This is a genomic window from Pseudomonas sp. 15C (assembly GCF_055484735.1).
The window spans coordinates 101,425-122,548 of the sequence record NZ_JBUDGD010000007.1; the positions used below are offsets into that span (position 1 = coordinate 101,425).

18 protein-coding genes are annotated in these 21,124 nt (G+C 58.6%); all 18 read left to right on the forward strand.

Translation table 11 applies throughout. The features are described from left to right. Positions 1-25 precede the first annotated feature (25 nt). The 18 genes from mtnA to ACYYKW_RS06475 all read left to right on the forward strand — a co-directional run bounded on the left by mtnA (position 26) and on the right by ACYYKW_RS06475 (position 21,099). Positions 26-1,102 carry an S-methyl-5-thioribose-1-phosphate isomerase gene (gene mtnA / locus ACYYKW_RS06390; RefSeq protein WP_206415881.1) on the forward strand — a complete coding sequence of 359 codons (1,077 nt, stop codon included), beginning with the start codon at positions 26-28 and terminating at the stop codon, positions 1,100-1,102. A 425-nt stretch (positions 1,103-1,527) separates the two neighbouring features. After that, entirely contained in the window at positions 1,528-4,302 is a 2,775-nt protein-coding gene (gene gyrA / locus ACYYKW_RS06395; protein ID WP_464989679.1) for a DNA gyrase subunit A, read from the forward strand. A 250-nt stretch (positions 4,303-4,552) separates the two neighbouring features. After that, a complete protein-coding gene (serC, locus tag ACYYKW_RS06400; RefSeq protein WP_090288602.1) occupies positions 4,553-5,638 on the forward strand; it encodes a 3-phosphoserine/phosphohydroxythreonine transaminase in 1,086 nt (361 codons plus the stop codon). Further along, positions 5,638-6,732, forward strand: coding sequence for a prephenate dehydratase (gene pheA / locus ACYYKW_RS06405; protein ID WP_093099529.1), 1,095 nt, complete (start codon positions 5,638-5,640; stop codon positions 6,730-6,732). Before serC ends, pheA begins: the two co-directional genes overlap by 1 nt. A 12-nt stretch (positions 6,733-6,744) precedes the next feature. Then, complete coding sequence (gene hisC, locus ACYYKW_RS06410) at positions 6,745-7,857, forward strand: histidinol-phosphate transaminase (RefSeq protein ID WP_336356384.1); 1,113 nt, start codon at positions 6,745-6,747, stop codon at positions 7,855-7,857. Between the two features lie 28 nt (positions 7,858-7,885). Further along, on the forward strand, positions 7,886-10,093 hold the full coding sequence (locus ACYYKW_RS06415; RefSeq protein WP_464989680.1) for a bifunctional prephenate dehydrogenase/3-phosphoshikimate 1-carboxyvinyltransferase: 2,208 nt from the start codon (positions 7,886-7,888) through the stop codon (positions 10,091-10,093). Continuing rightward, on the forward strand, positions 10,090-10,779 hold the full coding sequence (gene cmk / locus ACYYKW_RS06420) for a (d)CMP kinase (RefSeq protein ID WP_024013869.1): 690 nt from the start codon (positions 10,090-10,092) through the stop codon (positions 10,777-10,779). Before ACYYKW_RS06415 ends, cmk begins: the two co-directional genes overlap by 4 nt. A gap of 119 nt (positions 10,780-10,898) precedes the next feature. Beyond that, entirely contained in the window at positions 10,899-12,581 is a 1,683-nt protein-coding gene (rpsA, locus tag ACYYKW_RS06425) for a 30S ribosomal protein S1 (protein WP_093099539.1), read from the forward strand. Positions 12,582-12,776: 195 nt separating this feature from the next. Further along, a complete protein-coding gene (locus tag ACYYKW_RS06430) occupies positions 12,777-13,055 on the forward strand; it encodes a hypothetical protein (RefSeq protein ID WP_336356386.1) in 279 nt (92 codons plus the stop codon). Positions 13,056-13,208: 153 nt separating this feature from the next. Continuing rightward, positions 13,209-13,505 (forward strand): integration host factor subunit beta, encoded by a 297-nt coding sequence (gene ihfB, locus ACYYKW_RS06435; RefSeq protein ID WP_003189779.1) that lies wholly within the window; start codon positions 13,209-13,211, stop codon positions 13,503-13,505. A gap of 27 nt (positions 13,506-13,532) precedes the next feature. Further along, on the forward strand, positions 13,533-13,772 hold the full coding sequence (locus ACYYKW_RS06440) for a lipopolysaccharide assembly protein LapA domain-containing protein (RefSeq protein ID WP_093099544.1): 240 nt from the start codon (positions 13,533-13,535) through the stop codon (positions 13,770-13,772). A 225-nt stretch (positions 13,773-13,997) separates the two neighbouring features. Beyond that, positions 13,998-15,074: a dTDP-glucose 4,6-dehydratase gene (gene rfbB / locus ACYYKW_RS06445; RefSeq protein WP_464989686.1), complete on the forward strand. Its 1,077-nt coding sequence runs from the start codon at positions 13,998-14,000 to the stop codon at positions 15,072-15,074. Further along, positions 15,071-15,964 carry a dTDP-4-dehydrorhamnose reductase gene (gene rfbD, locus ACYYKW_RS06450; protein ID WP_336356387.1) on the forward strand — a complete coding sequence of 298 codons (894 nt, stop codon included), beginning with the start codon at positions 15,071-15,073 and terminating at the stop codon, positions 15,962-15,964. The genes rfbB and rfbD overlap by 4 nt, the downstream gene beginning before the upstream one ends. Then, positions 15,961-16,851, forward strand: a complete 891-nt coding sequence (rfbA, locus tag ACYYKW_RS06455; protein WP_090285049.1) for a glucose-1-phosphate thymidylyltransferase RfbA — start codon at positions 15,961-15,963, stop codon at positions 16,849-16,851. The genes rfbD and rfbA overlap by 4 nt, the downstream gene beginning before the upstream one ends. 49 nt (positions 16,852-16,900) lie before the next feature. Further along, positions 16,901-17,824, forward strand: coding sequence for a glycosyltransferase (locus ACYYKW_RS06460; protein WP_464989681.1), 924 nt, complete (start codon positions 16,901-16,903; stop codon positions 17,822-17,824). Beyond that, positions 17,821-18,780: a UDP-glucose 4-epimerase family protein gene (locus tag ACYYKW_RS06465; RefSeq protein WP_464989682.1), complete on the forward strand. Its 960-nt coding sequence runs from the start codon at positions 17,821-17,823 to the stop codon at positions 18,778-18,780. The genes ACYYKW_RS06460 and ACYYKW_RS06465 overlap by 4 nt, the downstream gene beginning before the upstream one ends. Continuing rightward, entirely contained in the window at positions 18,777-19,793 is a 1,017-nt protein-coding gene (locus tag ACYYKW_RS06470; RefSeq protein WP_464989683.1) for an MraY family glycosyltransferase, read from the forward strand. Before ACYYKW_RS06465 ends, ACYYKW_RS06470 begins: the two co-directional genes overlap by 4 nt. Before the next feature lie 214 nt (positions 19,794-20,007). Then, positions 20,008-21,099, forward strand: coding sequence for an acyltransferase family protein (locus ACYYKW_RS06475; RefSeq protein WP_093099559.1), 1,092 nt, complete (start codon positions 20,008-20,010; stop codon positions 21,097-21,099). Positions 21,100-21,124: the final 25 nt, after the last annotated feature.

Here is a 21,124-nt window from a genome sequence, read left to right on the forward strand (position 1 = left end):
TTTGTTCATGAGTGCGGGGTGTGGGATGCGCGATCGACTGTTGGCTGCGGAGAAAGTGAAGGCCATCGATTGGCGAGACGGCGCGCTGCACCTGCTGGATCAGCGTATTTTGCCGTTTGAAGAAACCTGGATCGCCTACACCAGCGCCGCCGGCGTGGCTGAGGCGATTCGCTCGATGGTCGTGCGTGGCGCACCGGCCATCGGCATCAGCGCGGCCTATGGCATCGTGCTCGCCGCCCGTGCGCGGATTGCCGAGGGTGGCGACTGGTACGCGGCGCTGGAGGAAGACTTCGCGCTGTTGGCCGATTCCCGTCCGACCGCGGTCAACCTGTTCTGGGCGCTGGGGCGCATGCATGATCGCCTCGATCGCCTCAAAGGCAACGCCGATCCACTGGTGGCGCTGGAGGCGGAAGCCATCGCCATTCACGAGAGCGATCGCGAAGCCAATCTGACCATGGCGCAGTTGGGCGTCGACCTGATCCGCAAACATCAGGGCAATGCTCAAGCAATTCTCACTCATTGCAACACCGGCGCCCTGGCAACCGGCGGTTTCGGCACGGCGCTGGGGGTGATTCGCGCGGCTTATATTGAAGGTATGGTCGAACGCGTTTACGCCGACGAAACCCGTCCATGGCTGCAAGGCTCGCGCCTGACCGCATGGGAACTGGCCAACGAAGGTATTCCGGTGACCCTCAACGCTGACTCCGCCGCCGCGCACATCATGAAAACCAAAGGCGTGACCTGGGTCATCGTTGGCGCCGACCGCATCACCGCCAATGGCGATGTGGCGAACAAGATCGGCACCTATCAACTGGCGGTCAACGCCATGCACCACGGCGTGCGCTTCATGGTCGTGGCGCCGAGCTCGACCATCGACATGAACCTGGCCAGCGGTGACGACATCCCGATCGAAGAGCGCGCCGGCGCCGAATTGCTCGAAGTCGGCGGCAAGCGCGTCGGTGCGGATGTTGAGGCGTTCAACCCGGTGTTTGACGTCACCCCGGCGGACCTGATCGACGCGATCGTCACCGAAAAAGGCATCGTTGAACGCCCGGACACCGCCAAGATGGCCCAGTTGATGTGCCGCAAGCGCCTGCATTGACAGGCTGTGGCGTCTGAGCGGGCCCTCATCGCTGGCAAGCCAGCTCCCACAGGTTTTGTGCCTGGCACTGAACCTGTGGGAGCTGGCTTGCCAGCGATGAGGGCCTGAATGTCAATAAACAACTGTAAACCTGCCCCGGATTTCACATTCAAAGAAGCTCTGAGCCTCTCTCGTCCCCCTCAAGCCTGTCACCGGTCAACTAACTATGCTCCATGCGCATCTGGGGGATAGGTGCGTGGCGGCTCTTGTGATAACATCCGGCGTTTTCCGAGGCAGCTCCACGGAGCTGTCTTCACTGCGCAAATCCGCGATCCGAATGTTGATTTGTCGTAAGTCGGCGCATGGCCCCCGGCCTGCCCCGACGAGCTTCGTTGCTCCCACATGGATATGACGAAGTTTCACCAGAAAAAGGAATCAGGCTTCTCATGGGCGAACTGGCCAAAGAAATCCTCCCGGTCAATATCGAAGACGAGCTGAAACAGTCCTACCTCGACTACGCAATGAGCGTAATCGTCGGCCGAGCACTGCCGGACGCGCGCGATGGCCTCAAGCCCGTGCACCGTCGCGTGCTGTTCGCGATGAGCGAGCTGGGCAACGACTTCAACAAGCCGTACAAGAAATCTGCCCGTGTCGTCGGCGACGTGATCGGTAAGTATCACCCGCACGGTGACACCGCCGTGTACGACACCATCGTTCGTATGGCCCAGCCGTTCTCCCTGCGTTACCTGCTGGTCGACGGCCAGGGCAACTTCGGTTCTGTCGACGGCGACAATGCCGCGGCCATGCGATACACCGAAGTGCGCATGACCAAGCTGGCGCACGAGCTGCTGGCCGACCTGCACAAGGAAACCGTGGACTGGGTGCCGAACTACGACGGCACCGAACTGATCCCGGCGGTCATGCCGACCCGCGTACCGAACCTGCTGGTCAACGGTTCCAGCGGTATCGCCGTGGGCATGGCGACCAACATCCCGCCGCACAACCTCGGTGAAGTCATCGACGGTTGCCTGGCGCTCATCGACAATCCCGAGCTGACCGTCGACGAGCTGATGCAATACATTCCCGGTCCGGACTTCCCGACCGCGGCGATCATCAACGGTCGCGCCGGCATCATCGAAGCCTACCGTACCGGTCGCGGGCGCATTTACATGCGCGCCCGCTCGATCATCGAAGACATCGACAAGGTCGGTGGCCGTCAGCAGATCGTCATCACCGAACTCCCTTACCAGCTGAACAAGGCGCGCTTGATCGAGAAGATCGCCGAGCTGGTCAAAGAGAAGAAACTCGAAGGCATCACCGAACTGCGCGACGAGTCCGACAAGGACGGTATGCGCGTGGTAATCGAGCTGCGTCGCGGTGAAGTGCCTGAGGTGATCCTCAACAACCTCTACGCCCAGACCCAGCTGCAATCGGTATTCGGCATCAACATCGTGGCGCTGATCGACGGCCGCCCGCGCATCCTTAATCTCAAGGATCTGCTCGAAGCGTTCGTTCGTCATCGTCGCGAAGTCGTCACCCGCCGTACGGTGTTCGAACTGCGCAAGGCGCGCGAGCGTGGTCACATTCTCGAAGGCCAGGCCGTTGCCCTGTCGAACATCGACCCGGTCATCGCCCTGATCAAGGCTTCGCCGACGCCGTCGGAAGCCAAGGAAGCGCTGGTCAGCACGCCGTGGGAATCCTCGGCGGTGGTGGCCATGGTCGAGCGTGCCGGCGCCGATTCGTGCCGTCCGGAAAACCTCGATCCGCAATACGGTCTGCGCGAAGGCAAGTACTTCCTGTCGCCGGAACAGGCGCAAGCCATTCTCGAACTGCGCCTGCACCGTCTGACCGGTCTGGAGCACGAAAAGCTGCTGGCCGAGTATCAAGAGATCCTCAACCAGATCGGCGAGCTGATCCGTATCCTCAACAGCGCCGTGCGCCTGATGGAAGTGATCCGCGAAGAGCTGGAAGTGATCCGCGCCGAATACGGCGATCAGCGCCGCACCGAAATCCTCGATGCGCGTCTCGACCTGACCCTGGGCGACATGATCCCGGAAGAAGAGCGCGTGGTGACCATTTCCCACGGCGGCTACGCCAAGACCCAGCCATTGGCGGCGTATCAGGCGCAGCGTCGTGGCGGCAAAGGCAAATCGGCCACCGGCGTCAAGGATGAGGACTACATCGCTCACCTGCTGGTTGCCAACAGCCACACCACGCTGCTGCTGTTCTCCAGCAAGGGCAAGGTGTACTGGCTCAAGACCTACGAGATCCCGGAAGCGTCCCGCGCCGCCCGTGGTCGTCCGCTGGTCAACCTGCTGCCGCTGAGCGAAGGCGAGTACATCACCACCATGCTGCCGGTCGATCTCGAAGCCATGAAGCGTCAGGCTGATGAAGAAGAAGCCGAAGGCGTCGAGGCTGATGTAGAAGAGATCGAAAACAACAACGAAACCGACGAAGAGCGCCGCGCACGCATCAAGGCTGCCGATCGCAAGAAAGCGCCGTTCATCTTCATGTCGACTGCCAACGGCACCGTGAAAAAGACCCCGCTGGTGGCCTTCAGCCGTCAGCGCAGCGTCGGTCTGATCGCGCTGGAGCTGGACGAAGGCGACATCCTGATCTCCGCCGCCATTACCGATGGCGAGCAGGAAATCATGCTGTTCTCCGACGGCGGCAAGGTCACCCGCTTCAAGGAATCCGAAGTCCGCGCCATGGGCCGTACCGCTCGCGGTGTTCGCGGCATGCGTCTGCCGGAAGGGCAAAAGCTGATTTCCATGCTGATTCCGGAAGAAGGCAGCCAGATTCTCACCGCTTCCGAGCGCGGTTATGGCAAGCGCACGGCGATCACCGAGTTCCCTGAGTACAAGCGTGGCGGTCAGGGCGTTATCGCCATGGTCAGCAACGAGCGTAACGGCCGACTGGTCGGCGCGGTGCAGGTGCAGGACGGTGAAGAAATCATGCTGATCTCCGATCAGGGCACCCTGGTGCGCACCCGTGTCGACGAAGTGTCGAGCCTGGGTCGTAACACTCAAGGTGTAACGCTGATCAAACTGGCCAAGGATGAAACCCTGGTCGGCCTTGAGCGGGTTCAGGAGCCTTCGGAAATCGAAGGTGAAGAGCTTGAAGGTGAAGAGGGCGAGGAATTCGAGGGCACCGTCGGTATCGACGAGGCCGCAGATGACCAGCAACTCGACGCCGCAGCTGACGAAGAGCCGCAAGAATAAGCGGACAAACGAGGGGGCGGATGAAAATTCGCCCCCTTGTTATTTGTCCGGTATGAAATATCGTCAGGCAAGGAGATCCCCTGTAGGAGTGAGCCTGCTCGCGATAGCGGTGTGTCAGATAGCATTCGTTGACTGACGCACCGCTATCGCGAGCAGGCTCACTCCTGCACTGGAAAGCGTTTCATCGCCATTCCAGTGTCGACGATCGATACGATTTAATGCGTGATATCAAATCAGAGCGAGATTGGATGTGAGCAAGCGAGCCTATAACTTCTGCGCCGGTCCTGCGGCGTTGCCTGAAGCTGTTCTGCAGCGCGCCCAGGGTGAACTCCTTGATTGGCACGGCAAGGGTCTGTCGGTCATGGAAATGAGCCATCGCAGCGATGAGTTCGTGTCCATCGCGACCCAGGCCGAGCAGGATCTGCGTGACCTGCTGAATATCCCGTCGAACTACAAAGTGCTGTTCCTGCAAGGCGGCGCCAGCCAGCAATTCGCGCAAATTCCGCTGAATCTGCTGCCTGAAGGCGGCTCGGCCGACTACATCGACACCGGTATCTGGTCGCAGAAAGCCATCGAAGAAGCTTCGCGCTACGGTCACGTCAATGTGGCTGCCACCGCCAAGCCTTACGACTATTTCGCCATTCCCGGCCAGAACGAGTGGAACCTGTCGAAAGACGCCGCTTACGTTCACTACGCGCCGAACGAAACCATCGGCGGTCTGGAATTCCAGTGGATCCCGGAAACCGGCGACGTGCCGCTGGTGGCCGACATGTCTTCGGACATCCTCTCGCGGCCGGTCGACATCTCGCGTTTCGGCATGATCTACGCCGGCGCGCAAAAGAACATCGGCCCGAGCGGCATCGTCGTCAACATCATCCGCGAAGACCTGCTTGGCAAGGCCCGCGCGCTGTGCCCGACCATGCTCAACTACAAGGTCGCGGCCGATAACGGCTCGATGTACAACACTCCGCCGACCCTGGCCTGGTACCTCTCCGGTCTGGTGTTCCAGTGGCTGAAGGAGCAGGGCGGCGTCGACGCGATCGCTAAACTGAACGACGTCAAGCAGCGCACCTTGTACGATTTCATCGACGCCAGCGGCCTCTACAGCAACCCGATCAACAAGTCGGATCGCTCGTGGATGAACGTGCCGTTCCGTCTGGCCGATGATCGTCTGGACAAGCCGTTCCTCGCCGGCGCCGACGAGCGCGGTCTGCTCAACCTCAAGGGTCACCGCTCGGTGGGCGGCATGCGCGCCTCCATCTACAACGCCGTCGACCTCAACGCGGTCAACGCGCTGGTGGCCTACATGGCTGAATTCGAGAAGGAACACGGCTGATGTCCGAGCAAGAACTCAAGGCACTGCGCGTTCGCATCGACGCTCTGGACACCAAAGTCCTCGAGCTGATCAGTGAGCGTGCGCGTTGCGCCCAGGAAGTTGCGCGCGTGAAGATGGCCTCGCTGGCCGAAGGCGAAGTGCCGGTGTTCTATCGTCCCGAGCGTGAGGCTCAGGTGCTCAAGCGGGTGATGGAACGCAATCAGGGGCCGCTGGGCAACGAAGAGATGGCACGGCTGTTCCGCGAAATCATGTCGTCGTGCCTGGCGCTGGAGCAGCCACTTAAAGTGGCGTACCTCGGCCCTGAAGGCACCTTCACCCAAGCGGCGGCGATGAAGCATTTCGGCCACGCGGTGATCAGCAAACCGATGGCGGCAATCGATGAAGTGTTCCGCGAAGTGGCGGCCGGTGCGGTGAATTTTGGCGTGGTCCCGGTGGAAAACTCTACCGAAGGTGCGGTCAACCACACCCTCGACAGTTTCCTCGAGCACGACATGGTGATCTGCGGCGAAGTCGAGCTGCGCATTCACCATCATCTGTTGGTCGGCGAGAACACCAAGACCGATAGCATCAGCCGTATCTATTCCCACGCGCAATCACTGGCGCAGTGCCGCAAGTGGCTGGACGCGCATTACCCGAATGTCGAGCGCGTCGCGGTGGCGAGCAACGCCGAAGCGGCCAAGCGGGTCAAGGGCGAATGGAATTCGGCGGCGATTGCCGGTGACATGGCGGCGGGCCTGTATGGCCTGACGCGTCTGGCCGAGAAGATCGAGGATCGCCCGGACAACTCCACGCGCTTCCTGATGATCGGTAACCAGGAAGTGCCGCCGACCGGCGACGACAAGACGTCGATCATTGTGTCCATGAGCAACAAGCCCGGCGCGCTGCACGAGCTGCTGGTGCCGTTCCATGACAACGGGATCGACCTGACCCGCATCGAAACCCGTCCGTCGCGCAGCGGCAAATGGACGTACGTGTTCTTCATCGACTTCGTCGGCCATCACCGCGATCCGTTGATCAAGGGTGTGCTGGAAAAGATCAGTCAGGAAGCGGTAGCACTCAAAGTGCTGGGTTCCTACCCGAAAGCAGTTCTCTAAGGGCGGTAGCAAATGAGTGGCAACTTCCTCGCTCTGGCACAGCCGGGCGTGCAACAACTTTCGCCGTACGTTCCGGGCAAGCCTGTGGACGAACTGGCGCGCGAGCTGGATCTGGATCCGGCAAAAATCGTCAAACTGGCGAGCAACGAAAACCCGCTGGGCGCCAGCCCGAAAGCTCTGGCGGCAATTCGCGAAGAGCTGACGGAGCTGACCCGTTACCCGGACGGCAACGGTTTCGCGCTGAAATCCCTGCTGGCCGAGCAATGCCGCGTCGAGCTGAATCAGGTCACCCTGGGCAACGGCTCCAACGACATTCTCGAGCTGGTTGCCCGCGCCTATCTGGCGCCGGGCCTGAATGCCGTGTTCAGCGAGCACGCTTTCGCTGTATATCCGATTGCTACCCAAGCCGTCGGTGCGCAAGCCAAAGTAGTACCCGCGAAGGATTGGGGGCATGACCTGCCCGCCATGCTCGCGGCCATCGACGCCAATACCCGCGTGGTGTTCATCGCCAATCCGAACAACCCGACCGGTACCTGGTTCGGTGCCGAGGCGCTGGACGAGTTTCTGCAGGACGTGCCGGAACATGTGCTGGTGGTGCTCGACGAGGCTTACATCGAATATGCCGAAGGCAGCGATCTGCCGGACGGCCTCGATTTCCTGGCGGCCTATCCGAATCTGCTGGTGTCGCGCACGTTCTCCAAGGCCTACGGTCTGGCGGCGCTGCGCGTCGGCTACGCACTGTCCACCCCGGTGGTGGCTGACGTGCTGAATCGTGTGCGCCAGCCGTTCAACGTCAACAGCCTCGCCCTGGCGGCCGCCTGTGCCGCGTTGAAGGACGAGGAATATCTGGCGCAAAGCCGTCAGCTCAACGAGGCAGGCATGCAGCAGTTGCAAGCCGGTTTGCGTGAGCTGGGGCTGGGCTGGATCGAATCCAAAGGCAACTTCATCTGCGTCGATCTCGCTCAGGTTGCGGCCCCGGTGTTTCAGGGCTTGCTGCGCGAAGGCGTGATCGTGCGTCCGGTGGCCAACTACGGCATGCCGAACCACCTGCGGGTGACCATCGGTCTGCCGGCAGAAAACAGCCGCTTCCTCGAAGCGCTGCGCAAGGTTCTGGCTCGTGGTTGATGTCACCGCACTGCAATCTGCTGCACCTATGATCGGGCGCCTTGTGGTGGTCGGTCTGGGGTTGATCGGTGGTTCGTTTGCCAAAGGCTTGCGTGAAAGCGGTGTCTGCGGCGAAGTGGTCGGGGTCGATCTCGACCCTCAATCGCGCAAGCTGGCGGTCGAGTTGGGTGTGGTTGACCGCTGCGAAGACGACTTGGCCGCTGCCTGCCAAGGTGCTGACGTGATTCAGTTGGCAGTGCCAATACTGGCCATGGAAAAACTGCTCGCGCGGTTGGCGGGCATGGATCTGGGGCAGGCGATTCTGACCGATGTCGGCAGCGCCAAGGGCAATGTGGTGCGTGCGGCAACCGAAGCGTTCGGCGGCATGCCGGTGCGTTTCGTGCCGGGGCATCCGATTGCCGGGTCCGAGCAGAGCGGGGTAGAGGCGTCCAATGGCGAGTTGTTCCGTCGTCATAAGGTGATCCTCACGCCGCTTGAGCAGACGGATCCGGCCGCATTGGCTGTGGTCGATCGTCTGTGGCGCGAATTGGGTGCCGACGTCGAGCACATGCAGGTCGAACGGCACGATGAAGTGCTGGCGGCGACCAGCCATCTGCCGCACCTGCTGGCCTTCGGTCTGGTCGATTCGTTGGCCAAGCGCAATGAAAATCTGGAGATCTTCCGTTACGCTGCCGGTGGTTTTCGCGATTTCACAAGAATCGCCGGAAGCGACCCGGTGATGTGGCACGACATCTTTCTCGCCAATCGCGAGGCTGTCCTGCGCACACTCGATACATTTCGCAGCGACCTCGACGCCTTGCGCGACGCGGTCGATGCAGGGGATGGGCACCAATTGTTGGGCGTTTTCACGCGCGCCCGGGTTGCCCGCGAGCATTTCAGTAAAATCCTGGCCCGCAGGGCCTATGTGGACGCTATGAATTCCAACGATCTGATCTTCCTGGCTCAACCTGGTGGCCGCCTGTCCGGTCGGATTCGCGTACCGGGTGACAAATCGATTTCCCACCGTTCGATCATGCTCGGCTCGCTGGCCGAAGGCGTCACCGAAGTCGAAGGTTTTCTCGAGGGCGAAGACGCCCTGGCAACCTTGCAGGCGTTCCGCGACATGGGCGTGGTCATCGAAGGCCCGCACCACGGCCGCGTGACCATTCACGGTGTCGGCCTGCACGGCCTGAAACCTGCGCCGGGGCCGATCTATCTGGGCAACTCCGGTACCTCGATGCGTCTGCTGTCCGGCCTGCTGGCGGCGCAGAACTTCGACAGCACCCTGACCGGCGATGCGTCGCTGTCCAAGCGCCCGATGAATCGGGTGGCCAATCCGCTGCGTGAAATGGGTGCGGTGATTGAAACCGCAGCAGAAGGTCGTCCACCGATGACCATTCGCGGCGGCAACAAGCTTAAAGGTCTGACGTACACCATGCCGATGGCCAGCGCCCAGGTGAAATCCTGCCTGCTGCTTGCCGGTCTGTACGCCGAAGGCAAAACCACTGTGACCGAGCCGGCGCCAACCCGTGACCACACCGAGCGCATGTTGCGCGGTTTCGGTTACCCGGTGAGCGTCGAAGGTGCTACGGCTTCGGTTGAATCCGGTGGCAAGCTGACCGCGACTCATATCGAAGTACCGGGCGATATTTCTTCGTCGGCGTTCTTCCTGGTGGCGGCGTCGATTGCCGAAGGTTCCGAGCTGGTACTTGAACACGTCGGCATCAACCCGACCCGCACCGGCGTCATCGACATCCTGCGTCTGATGGGAGCGGACATCACCCTGGAAAACCAGCGTGAAGTCGGCGGCGAGCCAGTGGCTGACCTGCGCGTGCGCGCGGCGAAACTCAAAGGCATCGAGATTCCTGAAGAGCTGGTGCCGTTGGCCATCGATGAGTTCCCGGTGCTGTTCGTGGCGGCTGCATGCGCTGAAGGGCGTACCGTGCTGACCGGTGCCGAAGAGTTGCGGGTCAAGGAATCGGATCGCATTCAGGTGATGGCTGACGGGCTGTTGGCGCTGGGCGTAAAATGCCAGCCAACCCCGGACGGCATCATCATCGATGGCGGCCAGATCGGCGGCGGTGAGGTGCATGGTCACGGCGATCACCGTATCGCCATGGCCTTCAGCGTTGCCTCCTTGCGCGCCACTGCACCGATCCGCATCCATGATTGCGCCAACGTCGCGACGTCGTTCCCCAACTTCCTCGCGCTGTGCGGACAAGTCGGTATTCGTGTGGCACAAGAGGCTCAGTCGTGAAAAACATTGCACCGGTCATCACTATCGATGGGCCAAGCGGCTCGGGCAAAGGCACCGTCGCCGGGATTCTGGCCAAGCGTCTGGGCTGGAACCTGCTGGATTCCGGTGCGCTTTATCGTTTGCTTGCATTCGCTGCACACAACCATGGCGTCGACCTGACCAATGAAGAGCTGCTGAAAACATTGGCCGCTCATCTGGATGTGCAGTTCATCGCCGCGACCGAAGGTCAGTTGCAGCGGATCATTCTGGAAGGCGACGAAGTCAGCGATGTCATTCGCACTGAAAGCGTCGGCTCCGGCGCTTCGCAAGTGGCTGCGCTGCCTGCCGTGCGTGAGGCGCTGCTGCAGCGCCAGCGCGCATTCCAGGAAGCGCCGGGGCTGGTGGCCGATGGTCGCGACATGGGCACAGTGGTTTTTCCTGATGCGCCGCTGAAGATTTTCCTCACCGCCAGCGCCGAGGAGCGGGCGCGCCGTCGATATTTGCAGTTGAAGGGCAAAGTCGAGGGTGTTAGTCTGTCGAGTCTGCTAGATGAGATCCGTGCACGCGATGAGCGTGACACCCAGCGCGCAGTAGCCCCGCTCAAGCCGGCGGCCGACGCGATTCAGCTGGATTCCACGGAGCTTTCCATCGATCAGGTGCTTGAACGCATCATGAGCGAGATCGCCATTCGCGATATCGCCGGGTGACCAAGAAGGTCGCAGGGGACCAGTCATAGTCCTGCGGTGCTTCTTTTAAATGAAACTAACCCACACCGTCTGGGGTGTGGAGATGGGCGTTTACTTCGCCCTCATCTACAGGAATTAAAATGAGCGAAAGCTTTGCGGAACTCTTTGAAGAAAGCCTGAAAACCCTGAACCTTCAGGCAGGCTCCATCATCACCGGTGTTATCGTTGATATCGATTACCAGGCTCGCTGGGTAACCGTTCACGCTGGTCTGAAGTCTGAAGCACTCATCCCGCTTGAGCAGTTCTACAACGATGCTGGCGAACTGAACATCAACGTTGGTGATGAAGTTCACGTTGCTCTGGATTCGGTTGAAGACGGCTTTGGCGAAACCAAGCTGTCCCGTGAAAAAGCCAAGCGCGCTGAATGCTGGATCGTTCTGGAAGCAGCCTTCGCAGCCGAGGAAGTGGTCAAGGGCGTTATCAACGGTAAGGTTAAAGGCGGCTTCACTGTCGACGTTAACGGCATCCGTGCGTTCCTGCCAGGTTCCCTGGTTGACGTCCGTCCAGTGCGCGACACTACGCACCTGGAAGGCAAAGAGCTGGAATTCAAGGTCATCAAGCTGGACCAGAAGCGCAACAACGTTGTCGTTTCCCGTCGCAGCGTCCTCGAAGCCGAGAACTCCGCCGAGCGTGAAGCTCTGCTGGAATCCCTGCAGGAAGGCCAGCAAGTCAAAGGTATCGTCAAAAACCTCACCGATTACGGCGCATTCGTCGATCTGGGTGGCGTGGACGGCCTGCTGCACATCACCGACATGGCGTGGAAGCGCATCAAGCATCCTTCCGAGATCGTCAACGTTGGTGACGAGATCGACGTCAAGGTTCTGAAGTACGATCGCGAGCGCAATCGTGTTTCCCTGGGCCTGAAGCAACTGGGCGAAGATCCATGGGTTGCTATCAAAGCCCGTTACCCAGAAGGCACTCGCGTTACCGCTCGTGTAACCAACCTGACCGACTACGGCTGCTTCGCAGAGCTGGAAGAAGGCGTTGAAGGTCTGGTACACGTTTCGGAAATGGACTGGACCAACAAGAACATCCACCCTTCGAAAGTCGTACAAGTCGGCGACGAAGTGGAAGTCATGGTTCTGGACATCGACGAAGAGCGTCGTCGTATCTCCCTGGGCATCAAGCAGTGCAAGTCGAACCCGTGGGAAGACTTCTCTGGCCAGTTCAACAAGGGCGACAAGATCTCCGGCACCATCAAGTCGATCACCGATTTCGGTATCTTCATTGGTCTGGACGGCGGCATCGACGGTCTGGTTCACCTGTCCGACATCTCCTGGAACGAAGTGGGCGAAGAAGCCGTACGTCGTTTCAAGAAGGGCGACGAGCTGGACACCGTCATCCTGTCGGTTGACCCAGAGCGCGAGCGCATCTCCCTGGGCATCAAGCAACTGGAAAGCGATCCGTTCTCCGAGTACGTCTCGGTTAACGACAAGGGCGCTATCGTGACCGGTACCGTGAAAGAAGTTGACGCCAAAGGCGCCATCATCGTTCTGGCCGACGACATCGAAGCTACCCTGAAAGCCTCCGAAATCAGCCGTGACCGCGTTGAAGACGCGCGCAACGTTCTGAAAGAAGGCCAGGAAGTTGAAGCCAAGATCATCAGCGTTGATCGCAAGAGCCGCGTAATCCAGCTCTCGATCAAGTCGAAAGACGATGCTGAAGAGAAAGAAGCTATCCAGAGCTTGAAAGAGACTCCGGAAGCCGCTGCCGATACCACTATGGCTGCACTGCTGCGTCAAGCAATGGCCAAACAGAACTAAGTTCTGCTTGATCATGAAAAAGGGCGACTTCGGTCGCCCTTTTTTGTGCCTGCGATTTGGTCTTTGTACGTCCGTGCATGAAACCAATGCCTTCGCTTGCGGGTCTGTTTCTTTAATCGGATCAATCGCCTATTCGCGACTAAGCTTGGTCTTGAGCGTGCAGTCGTCGGGCACTGGCCTGGCATAAGGAAGTGGATGAACAAGATTATTGTATTGGCAGCAGTGCTGGTGCTGGCCGGGTGTACCACCAGTGCGAAGACTCACGCAGTACGTGGTGTCAGCGGGATTGAGGTCGACTGCTCCGGCCTGGGTTCCGGTTGGGAGAAGTGTCAGAAGCGCGCGGCGAAGGAGTGCAAGGGCGCCGGTTACAAGGTCGTTACGAGGTCCGACGATGCCAAGGAGGAAGATGAATATCCGTTTGGCTTCAACCCTGCTGGCTATCTGACTCGGACCATGCTGGTGATCTGTCGTTGATTGCGCTGAAGTCCGACGTGTCGATCAGGTGCCCTGAAAATGGGCATTTTTACGTTGGCAAAGATATGTCAATCCCTGGGCTGTTCAAATTCTTCCGGGCATGCTAAAACCTTTCAAGCGCTGATCTAGCTGCTTGAAAAAGAAGGGAAAAATATGACGAAGTCGGAGTTGATCGAACGAATTGTCACCCATCAAGGGCTACTCTCATCCAAGGATGTGGAGCTGGCCATCAAGACCATGCTTGAACAAATGTCCCAATGTCTGGCCACCGGTGATCGCATCGAGATCCGCGGGTTTGGCAGCTTCTCCCTGCACTACCGAGCGCCGCGCGTCGGCCGTAATCCGAAGACCGGCCAGTCGGTCAGTCTGGACGGTAAATTCGTTCCGCATTTCAAGCCGGGCAAGGAATTGCGCGATCGAGTGAACGAAGAAGAGGAGGAGGGGGTTTGACAGTCGCTGTATTTCGGAGGGTTACTTATGCGTAACCTCAAGCGCATACTTCTTGGCGTTTTCATCCTTTTGCTGGTTTTGGTCGTTCTGGCGTTTGTCCTGGAGAACCAGCAGTCGGTGGCGTTATTGTTTCTGGGTTTGTCCGGTCCGCAGTTGCCAGTATCGTTGATTGTCGTATTGGCGTTGCTGATTGGCATGCTGATCGGCCCGGTTCTCGGTTGGTTTCTGGGACGTACGTCCAAAGCTTCGCGTAAGCGGCTCGTCTGATAGCGGAAGGTGCGGGGCAGCTGTCCAAATTGCGTCGCGACCTGTCTTTATCCGTTAGTAAAACCCTCATTAAGCTGTAAAATGCAGCCCTTGTTCGACAGTGCGACACCGCCTGTCGATTCAGACTGACTCTGACGGATGCCAATTGCTTATGGCATCAGCATTCATGGATTAGACAGCGCTCTTTTCGGGGGCTATGTCTGCAGCTCAAGGGTATCGTTTCGCGTGAAAATTCTAGTTACCGGCGGCGCCGGGTTTATCGGCTCGGCAGTCATCCGTCACATCATCTCGAACACTACCGATTCCGTCGTTAATGTCGATAAGCTGACGTACGCTGGCAATCTGGAGTCTCTGGCCGAGGTCAGCCAGAATTCGCGTTACGCATTCGAGCGTGTCGACATCTGTGATCGTGATCAGATCGACCGGGTTCTGCGTGAGCATCAACCGGATGCAATCATGCATCTGGCTGCCGAATCTCATGTCGATCGCTCGATTTCCGGCCCTTCGGAATTCATTCAGACCAATATTATCGGCACCTACACGCTGCTTGAAGCCGCTCGCCATTACTGGGCTGCGCTGGACGTTGCGCGCAAAGCCAACTTCCGCTTCCACCATATTTCGACGGATGAAGTTTACGGAGACCTCGAGGGGCCCGAAGATCTTTTCACTGAAACCACGCCTTACCAGCCAAGCTCGCCTTATTCGGCAAGCAAGGCCAGTTCCGATCATCTGGTACGTGCCTGGGCTCGTACTTATGGCCTGCCGACACTGGTTACCAACTGCTCGAACAACTATGGCCCATGCCACTTCCCGGAGAAGTTGATCCCGCTGATCATTCTCAATGCACTGGAAGGCAAGCTGCTGCCCGTCTACGGCAAAGGCGACCAGGTGCGTGACTGGCTGTATGTGGAGGACCACGCTCGCGCCCTTTACAAAGTAGTCACCGAAGGCGTTATCGGTGAGACCTACAACATCGGCGGGCATAATGAAAAGCAGAATATCGAAGTGGTACATACCTTGTGTGCATTGCTTGATGAACTGCGGCCGGATTCCGCCCACCGCCCCCATGCCAGTTTGATTACCTACGTGCAAGACCGCCCAGGTCATGACCAGCGCTACGCGATCGATGCGGGCAAAATCCAGCGAGAACTTGGCTGGGCGCCTGAAGAAACGTTCGAAACCGGTATCCGCAAGACGGTCGAGTGGTACCTGAACAATGCCGAATGGGTAGAGCACGTGAAGAGCGGCAGCTATCAGCAGTGGATCGATCAAAACTACGCAGATCGTTCGAATAAAGCATGAAAATCCTTCTGTTGGGAAAGAATGGCCAGGTGGGCTGGGAATTGCAGCGCTCTCTGGCGCCACTCGGTGAGTTGGTCGCACTTGACCGTCAAACGCTGGGAGGGCTGAGCGGAGATCTTGCGAGCCTTGAATCCTTGCGCTCGACAATCCGGCAGATAGCGCCTGACGTCATTGTCAATGCCGCTGCCTATACTGCAGTCGACAAGGCTGAATCAGAGACCGAGCTGGCCAGTCGCATCAACGGCCTGGCGACTGGCGTCATGGCTGAAGAAGCCGCCGCGTCGGGCGCCTGGCTGGTCCATTACTCAACGGATTATGTTTTCAATGGTCAGGGTGTGACGCCATGGCTGGAGACGGATCCTGTTGCACCGGTCAATCATTACGGCGCCAGCAAGCTCGCCGGCGAGCAGGCGATTATTGCCTCAGGGTGCAAACACCTGGTCTTTCGCACCAGTTGGGTATACGGAGCCCGCGGGAATAACTTTGCCAAGACCATGCTGCGCCTGGCGAAGGATCGTGAAACCCTGAGCGTGATCGCCGATCAGATCGGCGCGCCGACTGGCGCAGATCTGATCGCCGACGTCACGGCTGTGGCGCTCCGCCAGGTTATGGATCAGCAACATCTGTCGGGTTTGTATCACCTGGCTGCTGCCGGTGAGGTGTCCTGGCATGGTTACGCCACGCATGTGATCGAATTCGCTCAGGCCAACGGTGAGCAGCTCACCGTGAAAGCCGTTGATCCGATCGAAACCACAGCCTATCCGACACCTGCACGCCGCCCCTTGAATTCCCGCTTGAATACTCAGAAGCTGCGCGACAATTTTTCTCTGCACTTGCCGGATTGGCAAAGTGGTGTAACCCGAATGCTTATGGAAGTTCTGAACAAATGACCACGACAAATCGTAAAGGCATCATCCTCGCCGGCGGCTCGGGCACGCGCCTGCATCCGCTGACTCTCGGCGTTTCGAAACAGATGCTGCCGATCTACGACAAGCCGATGATCTTTTATCCGCTGTCTGTGCTGATGCTCGCAGGCATGCGCGAAATTCTGATTATTTCCACGCCTGAAGATTTGCCCTGCTTTCGCAAGTTGCTCGGCGATGGCAGTACCTACGGTATCAAGCTCACCTATGCCGAACAGCCAAGTCCGGACGGCCTGGCTCAGGCGTTCATCATTGGCGAGGAGTTCATCGGCGAGGATCCTTGCTGCCTGATACTCGGCGACAACATCTTTTACGGTCAGCACTTTTCCGACAATTTGCGCGCCGCGACCGATCAAACACACGGTGCGACGGTGTTCGGTTATCACGTTTCCGATCCCGAGCGTTTTGGTGTGGTGGAGTTTGACGCAACGGGGCGTGCGCTGAGTATCGAAGAGAAACCCGTCAAGCCAAAATCCAACTACGCGGTGACCGGTCTGTACTTCTACGACAATCAGGTTGTCGAGATCGCCAAGAGCATCAAGCCTTCGCCACGTGGCGAGCTGGAAATTACCGATATCAACCAGGCCTACCTCGAGCGCAAATCGTTGAAGGTCGAGATGCTGGGCCGTGGATTTGCCTGGCTGGACACAGGCACACACGACTCCTTGCTGGAAGCCAGTCACTTCGTCCACACCATTGAGCAGCGCCAGGGCTTGAAGGTCGCCTGTCTCGAAGAGATCGCGTTCAACAACGGCTGGATTGAAGCGCAGCAGTTGGCAAAACAGGCGGACAGTCTGAAGAAAACCGGCTACGGCCAGTACTTGCAGAAATTGCTGGACTCCAGCACTCGCTGAGTCTTTGCGATCTCGCCCATGTTGTCAAAATCGTGCAAGCAGGAATGGAATGCCAGTAAGAACTCCCCGGGTTGCGGTTTTGCTGGCCGCTTACAATGGAATGCAATGGATCGAAGAGCAGATAGCTTCGATCCTGGGTCAGGTTGCGGTGCAGGTCAGTATTTACATCAGCGTCGATGCGTCCACTGACGGCACGGAGTCCTGGTGCGAAGAATTTGCGGCCAGGCACGCAAATGTAAACCTTCTGCCATGCGGCGAGCGTTTTGGAGGCGCGTCACGCAATTTCTTTCGACTGCTGCGTGATGTCGATTTGCGCGATTACGACTATGTCTCCTTTGCTGATCAAGACGATATCTGGCATGACGACAAGCTGGAGCGGGCTATCGCCTCGTTGCGCGAGACGGGTGCCGATGCCTGTTCCAGTAACGTCACGGCGTTCTGGGAAAACGGCAGCAGGCGTCTGATCCACAAGGCACAACCGCAAACGCGTTGGGATTTCCTTTTCGAAGCGGCCGGCCCCGGGTGCACTTATGTGCTGAGCGCGACGTTGGCTCATGCGATGAAGCAATCGATGCTGACACATTGGGAAGAACTGCAAGATGTCACCCTGCATGACTGGTATTGCTATGCCTTCGCTCGCAGTCATGGCTATCGCTGGTACATCGATCCCCGTCCTTCAATGGAATATCGGCAGCATGAAAACAATCAGGTCGGCGCCAACACCGGCCTGGGCACGATGATTGCGCGTTACAAGTCGGTTCATGACGGCTGGTGGTTTACCCAGGTTGCCTTGATCGCAAGACTGACAGACCGCACGACCGATCCGTTCGTCAGCAGCTGGCTGCAATTGCGCCGCTGGCAATTGATACGCCTTTCGTTTGCGTCGTGGCACTGCCGTCGGCGTATCAGGGATCGCGTACTGTTTTTTCTGATTTGCTGGGGCACAGCGCTTGCAGGGAAGGCTGTCAGGTGAGTCCTTGTAAAGTACTGGTTACCGGTGCGAGGGGGTTCGTCGGTGAAGCGCTGGTGTTCCATCTACTGCTCGATCGCCGGTTCGCGCCCGTGGCAGCGGTGCGTGGCCCCACGCGTCTGCAAGGCCTGTGTCCGCTTGTTCAGCTTGAGCTTGGCTCAAGTTCTGCGGCGCAGCTGGCGGGTATCGACGTAGTCGTGCACGCAGCGGCGCGCGTGCATGTCATGCGCGAGACAGCGGATGATGCGCTCGCCGAATTTCGTCGCGTCAATGTCGACGCAACCTTGCAGCTGGCCCGATCGGCGGCGCAGGCCGGGGTCAAGCGGTTTGTTTACATCAGCTCGATCAAGGTCAACGGCGAACGTACCGTTTGCGGTCGCCCCTTTACGGCTGACGATGTGCCGGCTCCCGAGGACCCTTATGGCTTGAGCAAGCACGAAGCGGAGCAGGCTTTGCATTCGTTTGGCCAGCAAACGGGCATGGAAATCGTGATCATCCGTCCGCCGCTGGTTTACGGGCCTGGTGTGAAAGCCAACTTTCTCAGTCTGCTCAAAGTGCTGAACAAAGGCATTGTTTTGCCCTTGGGCGGCATCCGCAATCAGCGCAGTCTGGTGGCGATCGGTAATCTGGTGAGTCTGATCACTGCTTGCATCAATCACCCGGCCGCTGCCGGACAAACCTTTCTCGTCGGCGACGGCGACGATTTATCGACTCCGGTTTTGCTCAAGCGAATGGCATCGGCATTGCAGAAGAAGGTTCGCTTGTTGCCCGTTCCGGCGAAATGGCTGCTGTTCTTTGCGGCAGTTGTCGGTCGGCGCAATGTTGCGCAGCGAATCTGTGAATCACTGCAAGTCGATATCAGCAAAAACGCTGCCTTGCTGGGCTGGGTGCCGCCGATTGACGTGGACACTGCTTTGCGGCGCACCGCGGACCATTTTCAGGGAACTCGAAAGAGATGATTTTTGCCGGCTTGCTCACTTTGGTTTTTCTGCTGTCCTGGGCATTGACCCTGGGTTTGAGGCACTACGCGCTTTCCAAGCGTTTGATGGATATCCCTAACGAGCGCAGCTCGCACACGGTGGCCACGCCGCGTGGCGGTGGTGTGGCCATCGTTGCCGCATTTCTGCTGGCGTTGCCCGTGCTGTATGGGCTGGAGCTGCTGGACCTGGCGACTTTTTGCGCGCTGTCGGGCAGCGGCTTGTTGGTGGCGATCATCGGATTCGCCGACGATCACGGGCATATTGCTGCCAGGTGGCGCCTGCTGGGGCATTTTTACGCTGCCATCTGGGCATTGTGCTGGCTTGATGGACTGGCCCCGGTAGCCGTTTTCGGTTCGGTTGTCGATTTCGGATGGATCGGGAACCTGCTTGCCGTGGTGTATCTGGTGTGGATGCTCAATCTCTACAATTTCATGGATGGCATCGACGGGCTGGCAAGCGCCGAGGCACTATGTGCTTGTCTGGGCAGTGCTTTGATCTACGTGGTTAGCGGGCATGCGGAACCGCTCTGGGGCGCGCTTTTATTGAGCGGTGCCGTGGCCGGGTTTCTCTGCTGGAACTATCCGCCGGCGCGCATCTTCATGGGCGACGCCGGCAGCGGATTTCTTGGCATGGCGCTGGGAATATTGTCCCTTGGCGCGGCCATCGTCGCCCCGGACCTGCTCTGGAGCTGGGTCATCCTGTTAGGCGTTTTTGTGGTGGACTCGACCTGGACGCTGTGCAGGCGCCTGCTCAATGGTGACAAGGTTTATCAAGCCCATCGCAGCCATGCGTATCAATATGCATCCCGACATTTCCAGAGCCACAAGACGGTCACCCTCGCTGTCGTTGCGATAAACCTGTTGTGGTTACTGCCTTGCGCGCTGTTGGTGGCGCTGGGTGTGGTCTCCGGTATCACCGGGTTGATCATCGCGTATGCACCATTGCTGTGGCTGGCGGCGAAATTTGGCGCAGGTACTCGGGAAACCGCTTGATTGATGAGTGCGTGCCAGCGTGCTGCTTCGCTAGAGGCCTTGGCGGGCGTGGACCTTGATTAGGATAGTGGTATGATCGCCCCCCCGCGCAGGCCGAGCGGATGAGGCTGTTGCCAGTGGAGGTCAGACGGATCTGGCCTGGTAGGCATAGCCGGGAAATCTCTTAAAACATGTCAGTCAATTTGAGCAGTTCACAGTAGTGGAGCGGTAATAAATGCAGCATAAGGATAATAATTTAAACTTGCTTCGGCTGATTGCTGCGCTACTGGTCCTATACGCCCACTCCTTCGCCTTTTACGGCAACCCGCCGGCCGGCTTTCTGGGGCTTGCCTCCTACGGCGGTCTGGGCATCGAAATTTTCTTCATAATCAGTGGTTATCTGATCGTCAAGAGTTGGGATTCCACACCTTCGGTGGGCAATTTCCTGATCAAGCGATCGTTGCGCATTTTTCCGGCATTGATCGTGGTCGTGCTGATCAGCATGTTCATTCTGGGGCCGCTGTTTACGACTCTGACGATCAGTGAGTATTTCGCGCATCCGCAATTCTGGGGTTATCTGTGGAATGTCATCCTGAGTCCGGTGTTCTACCTGCCCGGTGTTCTGGAGCACGCGCGCGTCCCCAATGCCGTCAACGGTTCGTTGTGGAGTCTGCCGGTAGAATTCTTCATGTACCTGGTCGTCGTCGCGCTCGGGCTGATCTTCAAGAGCGGTCGCTGGGTATATGCAGCAGCAACCGCAGGGTTCGCGCTGACCGTTATTTTCTGGTGCTGGCGTGGCGCGGAACTGGTGGTGGTCTATGGCACTGATGTCCGTAATATTTTCCTGACCGGCATCTATTTCATGATTGGTGCCTGTTACGCGAAGTGGCGGCTTGAGCGCTGGTTCAGTCTATCGGGTGTTTGCGTGCTGATCATGGCGACCATTCTGCTGGCGCCGTATGCCCCGGTCTCGAAGATCCTGCTCTGGATCAGCCTGCCTTACGTTGTCCTGGCTTATGGCTTGTCCAGCAGCCGTTTGGGCAGCTGGATCAATCGCGTGGGTGACTGTTCCTACGGTGTGTACATCTACGCTTTCCCGGTCCAGCAGTTTGTATTGCTGAAATTCCCCGAGATGTCCTATCCGCTTTACCTGTTTGTCACGATTGCCATCACCTTGGTGCTTGGCTATGCGTCCTGGCATCTGGTGGAAAAACGCGTGTTGAAATTCAAGCCCAGGGACAAGTCCAGGGCAGAGGTCGGCGCGCAGACAAAACCGGTTTTTGTGCCAGAGGCTGAAAGCCTGAAGCCGATGACCCCGGATCGTTAAATGGAAGCCATGATGTCGTGCGGTA

Bases quoted from the DNA above. Each gene is read 5' to 3' on its own strand.
- gyrA (WP_464989679.1), top strand. From the start codon at position 1,528: ATGGGCGAACTGGCCAAAGAAATCCTCCCGGTCAATATCGAAGACGAG.
- ACYYKW_RS06470 (WP_464989683.1), top strand. From the start codon at position 18,777: ATGATTTTTGCCGGCTTGCTCACTTTGGTTTTTCTGCTGTCCTGGGCA.
- ACYYKW_RS06475 (WP_093099559.1), top strand. From the start codon at position 20,008: ATGCAGCATAAGGATAATAATTTAAACTTGCTTCGGCTGATTGCTGCG.
- rfbA (WP_090285049.1), top strand. From the start codon at position 15,961: ATGACCACGACAAATCGTAAAGGCATCATCCTCGCCGGCGGCTCGGGC.
- ACYYKW_RS06430 (WP_336356386.1), top strand. From the start codon at position 12,777: ATGAACAAGATTATTGTATTGGCAGCAGTGCTGGTGCTGGCCGGGTGT.
- hisC (WP_336356384.1), top strand. From the start codon at position 6,745: ATGAGTGGCAACTTCCTCGCTCTGGCACAGCCGGGCGTGCAACAACTT.
- rpsA (WP_093099539.1), top strand. From the start codon at position 10,899: ATGAGCGAAAGCTTTGCGGAACTCTTTGAAGAAAGCCTGAAAACCCTG.
- ACYYKW_RS06440 (WP_093099544.1), top strand. From the start codon at position 13,533: ATGCGTAACCTCAAGCGCATACTTCTTGGCGTTTTCATCCTTTTGCTG.
- pheA (WP_093099529.1), top strand. From the start codon at position 5,638: ATGTCCGAGCAAGAACTCAAGGCACTGCGCGTTCGCATCGACGCTCTG.
- ihfB (WP_003189779.1), top strand. From the start codon at position 13,209: ATGACGAAGTCGGAGTTGATCGAACGAATTGTCACCCATCAAGGGCTA.
- ACYYKW_RS06460 (WP_464989681.1), top strand. From the start codon at position 16,901: ATGCCAGTAAGAACTCCCCGGGTTGCGGTTTTGCTGGCCGCTTACAAT.
- mtnA (WP_206415881.1), top strand. From the start codon at position 26: ATGCGCGATCGACTGTTGGCTGCGGAGAAAGTGAAGGCCATCGATTGG.
- ACYYKW_RS06415 (WP_464989680.1), top strand. From the start codon at position 7,886: ATGATCGGGCGCCTTGTGGTGGTCGGTCTGGGGTTGATCGGTGGTTCG.
- rfbD (WP_336356387.1), top strand. From the start codon at position 15,071: ATGAAAATCCTTCTGTTGGGAAAGAATGGCCAGGTGGGCTGGGAATTG.